The 12922-nt window shown below is 66.2% G+C and carries 8 protein-coding genes; 6 read left to right on the top strand and 2 right to left on the bottom strand.

The annotated features are described in order from the left end of the window. A complete protein-coding gene (locus AC5JBD_RS01175; RefSeq protein WP_495719920.1) occupies window positions 1-2016 on the bottom strand; it encodes a serine hydrolase domain-containing protein in 2016 nt (671 codons plus the stop codon). A gap of 111 nt (window positions 2017-2127) precedes the next feature. Between AC5JBD_RS01175 and AC5JBD_RS01170 the strand changes: the two genes are divergently transcribed. The 6 genes from AC5JBD_RS01170 to AC5JBD_RS01145 all read left to right on the top strand — a co-directional run bounded on the left by AC5JBD_RS01170 (window position 2128) and on the right by AC5JBD_RS01145 (window position 11190). Further along, a complete protein-coding gene (locus tag AC5JBD_RS01170; protein WP_495719919.1) occupies window positions 2128-2895 on the top strand; it encodes a helix-turn-helix domain-containing protein in 768 nt (255 codons plus the stop codon). Between the two features lie 143 nt (window positions 2896-3038). Next, window positions 3039-5402, top strand: a complete 2364-nt coding sequence (locus tag AC5JBD_RS01165; protein ID WP_495719918.1) for a TonB-dependent receptor — start codon at window positions 3039-3041, stop codon at window positions 5400-5402. Further along, window positions 5399-6478, top strand: coding sequence for an N-acetyltransferase DgcN family protein (locus AC5JBD_RS01160; RefSeq protein WP_495719917.1), 1080 nt, complete (start codon window positions 5399-5401; stop codon window positions 6476-6478). Before AC5JBD_RS01165 ends, AC5JBD_RS01160 begins: the two co-directional genes overlap by 4 nt. Beyond that, complete coding sequence (locus tag AC5JBD_RS01155) at window positions 6475-7602, top strand: YkvI family membrane protein (RefSeq protein WP_495719916.1); 1128 nt, start codon at window positions 6475-6477, stop codon at window positions 7600-7602. The genes AC5JBD_RS01160 and AC5JBD_RS01155 overlap by 4 nt, the downstream gene beginning before the upstream one ends. Beyond that, complete coding sequence (locus tag AC5JBD_RS01150) at window positions 7599-9179, top strand: serine hydrolase (protein WP_495719915.1); 1581 nt, start codon at window positions 7599-7601, stop codon at window positions 9177-9179. The genes AC5JBD_RS01155 and AC5JBD_RS01150 overlap by 4 nt, the downstream gene beginning before the upstream one ends. A gap of 40 nt (window positions 9180-9219) precedes the next feature. Next, on the top strand, window positions 9220-11190 hold the full coding sequence (locus AC5JBD_RS01145) for a serine hydrolase domain-containing protein (protein ID WP_495719914.1): 1971 nt from the start codon (window positions 9220-9222) through the stop codon (window positions 11188-11190). Between the two features lie 174 nt (window positions 11191-11364). On the opposite strand, the gene AC5JBD_RS01140 is transcribed toward AC5JBD_RS01145, so the two are convergent. Next, a complete protein-coding gene (locus AC5JBD_RS01140) occupies window positions 11365-12921 on the bottom strand; it encodes a pectate lyase (protein WP_495719953.1) in 1557 nt (518 codons plus the stop codon). Window position 12922: the final 1 nt, after the last annotated feature.

The following is a 12922-nucleotide window of genomic DNA, read 5'->3' as shown; positions in this document are numbered from 1 at the left end:
TCAGTAGTTGGTGCCGAAGTCGAGGAGGTGGAAGGCGAAGCCGACCCAGACCACCACCAGGCCTGCGAAGACCAGAGCGATGCTCCACGCCTTCGCCCACCGGCTCCGCCGGCCGCGCCACACCTGCACGAGATACCAGACGAACACGGCTAGGCCGCCGAGGAAGGCGACGAAGCTGAGGACCTGGAGCAGGATGAGGAGCGGATCGAACGCGCCGGCGAGGTTGGACAGGTCGCTGAACAGCATGGTCATCAGGGTCGCCCAACCGGCAAGGACCAGCAGGATGAGCAAGGCGGCGCCCCGAGAAAGCCGGTAGCCGAGCAGCTCCCGCCCAGCGAGAGGGAACGTCGCGCCATGGTAGCGGCGCACCCGCCAGCGGATCGGCCAGAGCAGCACCGTCACCAGCAGGATCAGGAGGCTGATCTGGAGCAGCGGCATGACGAGCGCCGCATTCTTATAGAAAGGCGGGCGCTCGAAGACGGTGAAGGCCGACATGATCGACAGGCTCCACCTCTTCACTTCGCCATCCTCGACGACGGCGGCAAGCTGCTGGTGGCTGTTGCGGTCCTGCCAGACGAACGGGCTGACCTCCACCCAGTGGGAGGGATAGCCGGTCAGCCCGAACTCCGCCGGCGTGACCAGCCGACCTTCAGGCCCCGCCGACAAGGTCATCTGGCCGAGCAATTGCGTGATATTGATGAACGTGCTCTCGGCGCGGCGCGACGCCATCCAGTTGCCGGACATCATCTGAGCATGTTCGGCCGCGACCTTCTCTGGCACGCCGGGGACTTCCCGTGCGGGCGGAGCCGGGAAATAACGGTCCGCGAAGCGCGAGAAGAGTCCCACCCGCACCCCGTTCGACGCGCCATTCTCACCGCCGCTGTTGAGCGACAAATAGAGTCCCGTATTCTCGTTGCGGAACAGGTGCAGGGACGAGTGGAAGGCACCGGTATCGCCGAGATGGGCGATCACCTCCCGACCGTTGATGTTGGTCTCGAAGAAGCCAAGCCGCATCCTGTCGAGCGGCGGGATCATTGTCAGGGCCGTCTCTTGCATCAGCCGCGCCGTCTCGGGCTTCAGGATGCGCTGCCCGTTCAGCTCGCCGCCATTGAGGTGGGCGATCATGAACCGCGCCATATCAGTGCCGGTCGAAGACATCGAACCGGCCGGCGCCGGCCCAACCAGCTCGAATGGGACCACCTCGCCCGATGCCTGACGATAGCCGCTCGACATCATTGGGCGGAGCTGCGGCGGCAGCGGCTGGCGGAAAGTCGAATGACGCATGCCGAGCGGCGCATGGATGTGCCGGTCAACATAGTCGTTGAACGGCTCGCCCGAGACCCGCTCGACGATGTAGCCGGCAAGCGACGTGGCGTAGTTGGAATATGCCGGCGTCGTCCCCGGCGCGAAGATGCGATGCGGGATCCAGCGCTTGAGCAGCGCGTCATAGGGCGGGATCGTCGCCGGGACGTTCTCGATCAGGTTCTTGACCTGCTCCTCGAAGCCGGCGGTGTGGGTCATGATCTGCCGCATCGTGACCGGCTTCCCCTCATAGGGGGGAATCTTGAAGTCGAGATAGCGGTTCACGTCGGCATCGAGATCGATCCGACCCTGCTCGACCTGCTGCATCACCGCTGTCCAGCTGATGAGCTTGGAGATCGAGCCCGGCCGGAACAGGGTGCGCGCCGGATCGACCGGTCGCCGCGACTTCACGTCGGAAAAGCCATAGCCTCGCTGAGCGACGATCTGGCCGTCCCGCACCACGACGACGACGGCGCCTGCGATATCCGCTTCCGCCAAGGCATGGGGCATGTAGCCGTCGAGCCAGGCGTTGACGTCCTGAGAAACGAGCTGCGGCGCAGAGGACGGCTGGGGCTGAGGAACCGGAGTCGCCCCCTCGGCGCGCTCGGGCGATTCGGTGGTCACCGGCGGCGCGAGCGGATTGAGGCGCTGCGCGGTGGCGCCGATTCCCGCCAGCGCCAAAGCAGCCGCAATCAGATACTTGGCACGGCCCATCTCGCATTCCTCCTGCTGCCGCCCATTTGCTTTTCGTGCTCAACCCGCATTATGGATGCACGTAGCAACGGATCTCTGTCTGATCAGGCCATAATCATCCTGAACAGAGAAATGTCAAACGAGATCGGAACAGGTGTCATGGCGGACGCGCGACGATCGAAGGAACAGCCCACGCTGGGCCAGCTGATGAAGGGCCTGCGTGCCCGCAACAGGTGGACGCTCAAGGAGATGAGCGAGCGCAGCGGCATCCCGATGTCGACCCTGTCCAAGGTGGAGCACGACCGGCTGACGCTGACCTATGACAAGCTGCTGCAGCTGAGCCAGCGCCTGCGGATCCGCATGTCCGAGTTGTTCGCGGAGGCGAGCGAACCTGAGGAGGCGCCGGTCACCGCGCGGCGCAGCATCGGCCAGATCGATCGCTCCGTGCGCGTGACCACGCCTAATTACGACTATCATTACCTCTGCACTGAATTGCGCCGGAAGCGGATGATCCCGGTGATCACGACGATCCGCGCCAAGTCCTTGGCAGAGTTCGGCGAACTCGTTCGCCACCCCGGGGAGGAATATGTCTACGTCCTCACCGGCCGGATCGAGGTCCACACCGAATTCTACGATCCCGTGCTGCTGGACGAAGGCGAGTCGATCTACATCGATTCGAACATGGGTCACGCCTATCTCGCCGCCCCCGGCTGCGACGAGGCGACGACGATCGGCGTCTGCTCCAGCGCCGAAGAGGACCTGATGAGCTCCCTGCTGGGCTTGCATGGCTCGGACAAGGTGGCGAGCCCTCCCACTCCGGCCAACGAGGCCGATGCGCCTTCCGGCGCCAAGCGGCCGAAGCGTCAGCCGAGCGAACGAGGCGGCCGCAGACGCGCCTGAGGACTCCTGCTTACAAGATCGTTTGACAATTCTCCGGTTGGGACAATAGTGTCTCAATCAAGCTTTCCTTGTCCGTGAGGCAACGGGAGTGGGAGGAGCGTCAGCGCGACTGCAACAGCGGCGCGCGATCGGAGGAGGGCCTAATGATCAGCCGTAAGTCGAAATCCATCTACGCCGCGCTGTCGGCTTCGACCGCTCTTTCGGCCATGGCGGCGCCCGCCTGGGCGCAGGATAGCGGCGCCATCGAGAGCCCGACCAGCGAAGCCGGACAGCAGGATGCGGCGCCAGACCAGATCATCGTCACCGCGCAACGGCGCGAGCAGACGCTGATCGAGGTGCCTCAGTCGGTCTCCGTCATCGGCGGCGAGACGCTCGACCGGCAGGCCGCGCGCAGCTTCCTCGATTATGCGCAGCTCGTGCCCGGCCTGACCCTCACGCAGGAGAATCCCGGCGAGACGCGGCTCATCCTTCGCGGCATCAACACCGGCTCCGTCTCCTCCTCGGTCGCCACCTATGTCGACGACACCGCCTTCGGCGCCAGCGGGAGCCTGTCCAATTCCGCCATCCTCGCCGGCGACTTCGACACGTTTGACGTCGCCCGCGTCGAAGTGCTGCGCGGGCCCCAGGGCACGCTCTACGGCGCAAACGCATTGGGCGGCGTGCTCAAGTTCGTGACCGCCCTCCCCAGCACCGACCGCTTCGAGGCACGCGCCCAGGCCGGCATCGAGGATACGCGCTACGGCGAGACCGGCTATACCGGCAATGCGATGGTCAACGTCCCGCTCGGCGACACCCTCGCCTTCCGCGCGAGCGGCTTCTACAAGAAGAATGGCGGCTATATCGACGCCGCCGGCCGCGACGGCCGCAACGTCAATGCCAGCGACAGCTACGGCGGACGCGCGTCGCTCCTGTTCACGCCTAACGATGCCCTCTCGGTGCGGCTGTTCGCCCTGCTCCAGAATATCGAAACCGACTCGCCCTCGAGCTTTGCGGTCAATCCGCAGACGCTGCGGCCCGTCGATCCGGTGACGGGCGCCAGGCTCAGTGAAGCGAATCGCCGCCGCTACGAGCGGATCGCCGAATTCAACAGAATCGACTACCGACTTTATGCCGGCACGATCGACTATGATTTCGGCTTCGCGAACCTGACCTCGATCACCAGCTATAGCGAGCAGCAGCGCGACGAACTGGGCGACGTCAGCACCACGGAGGCGTTCCGCGGCCTCGCCAATGCCATCTATGCCCCGACCGCACCGAACACCGTCGGCGCGTCGTTCGAGAACGATGTCGAGGTCGAGAAATTCACGCAGGAAGTCCGCCTGCAGTCACCCGACAGCGACCGCTTCGAGTGGCTGATCGGCGGCTATTATACCGACGAGAAGACCGGGCTGATCCAGGAGGTCCTGCCCTTCACCCTGGCGACCCAGGCGTTCATCCCGACGCCGGGCAGCTTCGGCCCCTTCACCTTCGACCGGTTCGTCACCTCGCAGATCCTCGCCAAATATGAGGAGATCGCGGCCTTCGGAAGCGCGACGATCAAGTTCGGCGACCGCTTCGATATCACCGCCGGCGGCCGGTACAGCCATAACGAGCAGGAAGCGACCACGGCCGTAATCCAGATAGGTATGGGCGCACCGCAGACCGGCGAATCGTCAGAAGGCGTGTTCACCTGGTCGATCTCCCCGCGCTTCGAGTTCAACGACCGGGCGTCTCTCTACGGGCGCGTCGCCAAGGGCTACCGTCCGGGCGGTCCCAACTTCATTCCGCCGGGCGCGGGCGCGGACTTCCCGACCCAGTTCAATTCCGACACGGTGGTCTCCTACGAGATCGGCTTCCGCGCTCAGACGCCAAACCGCACTTTGGCGCTGGACGGTTCGCTCTACTATATCGACTGGGACGACATCCTGATCCTGAGCTCCGCGATCGTGAACGGTACTCCGGTGGGCGTGAACTCCAACGGCCGGCGCGCCCGCAGCAAGGGCGCCGAATTGACGGCCACGATGCGCCCGACGCCGGGCCTGTCGATAATCGCCAATGCCGCTTATAACGACGCGGAACTCCGCGACGACACCATTCCGCCCGGCGGGGGTCTCAATCTCACCGGCGGCCTTGCCGGCGACCAGCTGCCCTACACACCTGAGATCACGGCCAATGTGTCGGCCGATTACGAATGGTCGGTGGGCCCCGATGTCGAGGCGTTCGTCGGCGGCAACGTTCGCCTCGTCGGCGACCAGACCGCCGGCTTCAGCGCCGCCTATCGCGCTGCCTTCGGCGAGCGGATCGAGATCGACGGCTACACGACGGTCGATCTGCGTGCAGGCGTCAATTTCGGCCGCTTCTCGGTGCAGGCTTATGCCCGCAACCTGTTCGACGAATATGGCGTGGTCAGCGCAGGCGGCTTCCCGAGCGTGGTGCAGCCGGCGCTGGGCGGAACGAGCATCCAGTATATGACCGCTTCGACGATCCGTCCCCGCACCTTCGGGCTCATCTTCGGGGCGGAGTTTTGAACCGAGCCGGGCTCGCGCTCGAGCCCGGCAGCGGCAGCGAGGGGCGCCCGAGCCCGGCAGGGCTCGACCTGCCGCAGCCTTATCTGCTCTTCCTCGGCGACACGACCGAGCCGGGCTATGCCAAGACGGCCTTCGGCCTGCGCGACTGGGCGGCCGAGCGCTGCGTGGGCGAGTTCGTCCTGCCGGGCGGCACGGTCAGCACGGGGCTGCCGACGCTGAGCTTGGCCGAAGCGCGCGATCGCGGTGCGCGGTCGCTGGTGATCGGCGTCGCCAATTCCGGTGGGGTGATCAGCGCCGCATGGCTGCCGGCACTGATCGAGGCCGCGGCGTGCGGCTTCGACATCGTCAGCGGGATGCACGGCAAGCTGCGCGAAATACCGGGCCTCAAGGCGGCCGCGGACCGCAGCGGCGTCCGGCTGATCGAAGTCCGCGAGCCGCCGCCCGACATCCCGGTGGCGACCGGCCGCAAGCGCAGCGGCCAGCGCCTCCTCACCGTGGGCACCGACTGCGCCTTGGGCAAGAAATATACGGCGCTCACCGTCGCCCGGGAGCTGGCGCGGCGCGGCGTCCCCGCCGACTTCCGCGCGACCGGGCAAACCGGGATCATGATCGCCGGCCGCGGCATTCCGATGGACGCGGTGGTGGCCGATTTCGCGGCGGGCGCCGCGGAATTGCTGAGCCCCGACGCTCCACCCGGTCACTGGGACGTGATCGAGGGCCAGGGTTCGCTGTTCCATCCCGCTTATGCCGGCGTCGCACTGTCCCTGCTTCACGGCAGCCAGCCCGACGTGATCATCGTCTGTCACGAGCCGGGCCGGACAGCGACTCTCGGCCATCCTGGCTATCGAGTGCCCGAGATCGACGAGACGATCGCACTCAATATCCATCTCGGCACACGCACCAATCCGGCCATCCGGTGCGGCGGTGTGAGCCTCAATACCGGCGCCTTGTCGGAGGGCGAGGCGGAGCGGCTGATCGCGGCCGAGAGCGACCGCCTCGGCCTGCCGGTTGCCGATCCGGTGCGCGGAGGCCACTCTCTCGATCGCATGATCGACTTCATTCTGGCGGCCGCATGAGCACGGAAGCAGGCCCGAGCTGGTTCCAGCGGTTCCTGCTACCGGGGCTTGCCTTCAAGGCGGTGGTGATCGGCGGCGGCTATGCGACCGGCCGCGAGCTTGCCGAATTCTTCATTCCGAGCGGCCCTTGGGGCGGCCTTTTGGGCATGATCCTCGCGATGCTGATCTGGAGCGCTGTCTGCGCACTCACCTACGCCTTCGCGCATATGACCGGCACCTCCGATTATCGAAGCTTCTTCCGCAGCCTGCTCGGCCGCTTCTGGATCATCTTCGAAATCGCCTGGCTGCTGCTGCTCGTGCTGATCCTGGCGGTGGTCGCGGCCGCCGCGGGCTCGATCGGCGGCGCCTTGTTCGGTTGGCCGGAATGGGTCGGCACGCTGATCCTCTCCGCCGCCATCATCGGCGTCACCGCCTACGGCACCGAGGCGGCCGAGCACCTGTTCCGCTACTCGTCGACCTTGATCTACGTCGTCTACGCCCTCTTCCTCATCCTCGCCTTGGCAAGCTTCGGCGACCGCATCGGGCCGCAGCTCGCCCGTCCGGTCCCGACCGACGGCTGGGTGGTCGCTGGCGTCACCTATGCCAGCTACAATGTCGTCGCTGCGGTCGCGATCCTGCCCTTCCTGCGCCACCTCACCAGCCGCCGCGACGCAGTGGTCGCCGGCCTGCTCAGCGGGCCGCTGGCGATGCTGCCGGCGATCCTGTTCTTCCTCTGCATGGCGGCTTTCTACCCAGAGGTCGGGGCCGAGGCGCTCCCGTCCGACTTCCTGCTGCGCCGGATCGACCTCACCTGGTTCCAGCTCCTCTTCCAGCTGATGATCTTCTGTGCCCTGCTCGAAACGGGCATCGGCATCGTCAACGCCTTCCACGAACGTGTCGCCAATCGCCGCGGCGAGAATAAGCTCTCGCTGAACGCGCGCTTCGGGATTGGCGCCGCCCTCGTCCTCGGCTCGGCCTTCGCAGCCTCCGCCATCGGCCTCGTCGGCCTGATCGCTCGCGGATACGGCGCCTTCGGCTGGATCATGCTCGGCCTGTTCATCCTGCCGCTGGCCACATTGGGCCTGTGGAGGCTGAGCCGCGCTCCCGATCCCTCCCCTGCCTACTCACCAGGAGTTTCGCCATGAACCGTCTGTCGCTCGCAATGGTCGTCGCGCTCGGCTGGACGACCTCGCTCTCCGCGGCGCCGCCGGCCCAGCTCGATCAGCGCGTCGAACAGCTGCGAAGCAAATATGGCGTTCCCGGCGTCACCATCGCCATCGTCGAAACCGGGCAGCCGGCGCTCGCCCGCGGCTATGGCGTACGCGACCTCGCCAACAGGCAGCCCGTCAACGCCGACACGATCTTCGCCACCGGCTCGACCGGCAAGGCCTTCACCACGGCGGCGCTCGCCATTCTGGTCGACGAAGGCAAGCTGCGCTGGGACGACAAGGTGATCGATCACATGCCGGACTTCCGCATGTACGATGCCTGGGTGACGCGCGAGCTGACGATCCGCGACCTCCTCGTGCACCGCAGCGGCCTCGGCCTCGGCGCCGGCGACCTCCTGTTCCTGCCGAAGAGCGACCTGTCGCGGGCCGAGACGGTGAAGCGCCTCCGCCACATCAAGCCGGCGACCAGCTTCCGCAGCGGCTACGCCTACGACAACGTGCTCTACATGGTCGCCGGGCAGCTGATCGAGGAGGTCAGCGGCCAGACATGGGAGGAGTTCGTCAAGACGCGGATCTTCCGCCCGGCGGGTATGGTCAATTCGACCTCATCGAGCGCCGATCGCCTCGCCAGCCCCAACCGTGCCCGTCCGCACGCACGGCTCAACGGCGCCATCCGCGGCCTCGGCGATCAGGTTCCACTCGACGAGGTCGCCAGCGACCTCGGCAGCAACGCCGCGCCCGCCGGCGGCCTCTCGATCAGCGCCAACGACATGACCAATTGGCTCCAGCTCCAGCTCGCCCGCGGCGCGCTGCCAAGCGGGCGCCTCTTCAGCGAAACCCAGTCCGCGCAGATGTGGCAGCCGGTGGTCCTGACGCCCAATTCGGCGCTGTCGCCCGACCTCAAGCCGGTGCAGCCGATGTTCTCCACCTATGCGCTCGGCTGGACCGTGCAGGATTATCGCGGCGCCAAGCTCGTCTGGCACGGCGGTGCCGTGCTCGGCTCGCTCGCCGCGGTCGCTCTGCTGCCCGATCAGGGCGTGGGGATCTACGTCGCCGCCAACTCGGAGGAAGGCGAGGTCGTGCGCGGCCTGCTGTACGAGCTGCTCGACCATTATCTCGGCCTTCCGGCGACCGGCTGGACCGAGAAGCTGGCCGCTTTCAAGGCTGCTCGAGCGGCCAAGGCGGTCGAAGTCATCCGGGCACCCGGGAAGCGGCCCGCCAAATCCAGCCCCTCCCTGCCGCTCGCGCGCTATGCGGGAAGTTACAACGATCCTTGGTACGGCACGATCACCATCCGCGAGGACAGGGGCAACCTCACCGTCGCCTTCCCCAATCGTCCTGCGATGAAGGCCACGCTCGACCATTGGCAATATAACACGTTCCGCACCGTCTTCGCCGACAAGTCGATCGAGCCGGCCTTCGTGACCTTCAGCCTCGATGCGGACGGAAAGATCGATCGCATCACGATGAAGGCGGTCTCGCCGCTGGCCGACTTCAGCTGGGACTATCACGACCTTCTGTTCACGCCCGTCAAGGACACCGCCAGTCGCTGAGCAGCGATCCAGACCCACCCTCCATCAGATCGAGAGCGCCATGAAGAAGTCCGCCCTGAAGTCGATCCTTGCCCTCGCCTTGCTGAGCCTCCCCGCCGCGCTCGTAGCGCAGACGACGGCGGCCGCGGACACGCCGGGCAAGACCGCTTCCGGCGTCGCCTACACCCAGCCCAGGGACTGGACGGCCACGGTCAGGGGCCCAGCGACGATCTTCGCCGCCCCTGAAGGCAATCTCAGCATCGCCGTCGTCGAAGCCGGCACCGCGGCCGGCGCGCAGGAGGCTGCGGCCAAGGCATGGTCGCTCTACAAGCCGGACGCCGCGCGCAAGGTGCGGCTGGTCACCGCAGGGCCGCCTGGCGAAGGTTGGGACGAGCGCGTCAGCATCTCCTATGAAACTTCGCCCAATGAAAAGGCCGTCGCTTCAGCGCTGGCGATGCGAAAAGGCACGTCCTGGACGGTGATGATCGCCGACGGGTCGGAAGCGACGTTCGGCAAGCGCTCGGCCGCCGCTTCGATCATCCAGCAGAGCCTGCGGCCTGCCGGATTCCAGCGCGAGAGCTTCGCCGGCAAGGCGGCGCACCGTCTCAGTCCCGAGCGTATCCAGATGCTGCGCGACTTCGTCGCCGAGTCCGCGCGCACTCTTGAGGTGCCGGGAGTGGGGATCGCTCTGATCGATCAGGGCAAGGTCGTCTGGCAGGGCGGCGTTGGCGTGCGCCAGCTCGGCTCCCCGGCGCCGGTAGACGAGAACACCAAGTTCATGGTCGCCTCCAACACCAAGGGAATGGCGACCTTGCTGCTCTCGGTGCTGGCCGACGAAGGCAAGCTGAAGTGGGACCAGCCGGTCACGGAGCTTTACCCCTCTTTCCGCCTGGGCAGCGACGCCACGACGAAGTCGACGCTGGTCCGCCACCTCGTCTGCGCCTGCACGGGCCTGCCGCGGAAGGACTTTGCCTTCATCCTCGCCGACCGGGGCGCACCGGCCGCCGACACCTTCCGTCAGCTTGCAGTGACCCAGCCGACCAGCGGCTTCGGCGAGCTGTTCCAGTATAACAACCTGATGGCCTCGGCCGCCGGCTATCTCGGCGGCGCGCTGGCTTACCCAGGCATGGAGCTCGGCGCCGCCTTTGACAAGGCCATGGAGGAGAAAATCTTCGAGCCGCTCGGCATGCGCAACACCACCTTCGATTTCGCGGAAGGCATGCGCGGCAATTGGGCGCGGCCGCACGGCCTCGATGTCGACGGGCGCATGGTGCCGATGTCGAACGCCTTCAACGAGACCGTCTATCCGCACCGTCCCGCCGGCGGCGTCTGGTCGACCGCGGCGGACATGGCGCGCTATGCGCAGCTCGAACTGTCGAAGGGGCTCACCCCCGAAGGTAAGAGGCTGGTGAGCGAAGCCAACATCCTGGAACGCCGCGAGCGCGGGGTGCCGGTCGGCGAGGACAGCTGGTACGGCATGGGCCTGTTCGAGCGCGTCGCCTGGGGCGTGCCGGTCGTGACGCACGGCGGCACCTTGCTCGGCTATCACAGCAACTTCTACGTCCTGCCCGAGGCCGGCATCGGCGCCGTGATCCTCACCAACGCCGATCCGGGCGCTGCGATGCTCGCGCCGTTCCTCCGCCGCCTGCTGGAGGTCGTCTACGACGGCAAGCCCGAAGCCGCGCAGGAGGTGGCCGCTGCCGCCGCGCGCATCAAGGCGCAGGCCAAAGCGCGGCGCGACCGGCTGACGGTCCCGGGCGATCCTGCCGTGCTGGCCAAGCTGGCGGCAACCTACCGCAACCCGGAGGTCGGTACCCTCGCGCTCAGCGACCAGAATGGCACCAAGTGGATGAAGGCCGGCTTCGTCGAAGGCCCCGTCGCCACGCGCAGCAACCCCGACGGCAGCACCTCGCTCGTGTCGGCCGGTCCGGGCGGCATCAGCCTTGAGGCACTGATCGGAGAAGCCAACGGCACCCGAACCCTCACCATCCGCGACAGCCAGCACGAGTATGTCTACACGGAGGTTCGTTAGCTGGAGCGGTGGGCATACAGAGCGACGCTATTCCCCTGGGCAGGGCGGCCGTCGAAGCTCGATTGTGGCGGAGAGGGAGGAAGGCTGCAACCTAGCTAAGTTGTTCGAACGGTATGCGGTTTGGCAGCAATTCCTCTGCGCGTGCCCCCTCTTCCCAAACGCGGCGGTTCATCCTCAGGATTTCGGTTGCTCAGTAAGCGCCTGAAGCAGGCGCGTCATGTTCGCAATGTAAGCTGAGGTGGATATGCCGGTGATCGGATTACCCGTAGTGTAGGGAGACGTGTCGCTCGTATCCCCTACATGAGTGGTGCGGTAGTCGCCCGGTGCGGGCGTCGGCGAGCCGGGGCCGATATAGGGATTGCTGGTCGCGACCAGCGGCGTCGGCCACCAGCCTTCGCGGTTCAGCGAACGGATCAGATCCTGTGGCGATGCGTCGCGCTGGCCGGCGTTGAGGTCGGAGCCGGTGAGGCCGCCCGAGACGAAGTAGCGGGGCAGCGGCTTCGGGTCCGGTGCCAGCAGCGGCGAGCTTTTTGCGAGTTCGCCGGGCGAGGTCCTCTGCAGCGCCTCATACTCACGGCGCAGCTTCGGGATGTCGACGTTGCGGAAAGCGCTGTAATGGCCGAGCGTCGCTTCAGGGCTGTAGTCCCAGTAATATTCGCCGTTGACGACGTTCGAGCCGCGGCGGTGGACGTAGATCGCGCGGTTGGTGCCGATCTCCACGAATGTGGGGAAGGCCCTGCCCTGCCGCGGCTCCGGCAGGCGCACCGATTCCAGCCAATCGAGCGCTTCGGGGATGCGCGCCAGGAAGCGCGTGTCGCCGGTCATCCGGTAGAAAGTCATCAGCTGCTCGACATTGGCGGCCGTGGTGGCGGTGTGGAGCGCGTTGGGCTCGTAGGTGCGGGCCGCCGCGGGCTTGAGATCGAGCGTATATTGGAGGGCCCAGCCGGCCTGCGGCGCACCCTGCTGGGTCAGCAGGTAGACGTTCATGCCGCGGTGGATGGCATCGAGCGCGCGGTTGTCGCCGAGATGCTGATAGACAAGGGTCAGGAACTTCACGTTTTCGGCGATGACGTCGTCGTTGAAGGTGATGAGGCTCTGATAAGCAGGATATCCCGGATCGTACGGCCAGCGCTGCGGCCAGCCGCCGATCGGATATTGGCTGTTGAGGACGAAGTTCACCGCCCGTTCGAGCGCCGGCCTGAACCTTGGGTCCTGCTTCTCAAGATAGATGCGGAGGAGGAATTGCGCCGCTTCCGACGTGCCGAGATCGTCGAAAGTCGAGTTGTCGGCGTAGTGCTGGAATTCCTCCATGCGCCACGCATTCTTGCCGATGGTCCCGTACCAGTGCTTGGTCGAGGATGGGCCGGCAAAGTCGATGAAATAATTCCAGCCGCCCGAGCGGTGCTGGCCGCGGATGAGCGCGCCGGCGACCTGCTCGGCGGCCTTGTAATAATATTCGTCTCCGGTCGCGTGATAGACGTCGAGGAACAGGTGACCCATCGTCGCGCTGCCCGGCGGCTGGACCCAGATCATCGACGGCTTGGCCTCGATTTCGCCCCAGCGGCGCGACATGTCGGGAAGGTAGGACCAGACGTAGCCGCCATTAGTCGAGACCTTCTCGACCATGAACTGGGTCGCGCGTTTCATCGTGCGCTCGATCTCGGCGCGGCTTTGCGCAACGGCCGGTCCGGCGAGGCCGATCAGGAGGAGGATGGCGACAATCAGTCTCATC

The sequence above is a fragment of the Allosphingosinicella sp. genome (assembly GCF_059502505.1).
The sequence above is the reverse complement of the archived record's forward strand: the minus strand, read 5'-3'. Positions and strand labels throughout refer to the sequence as shown.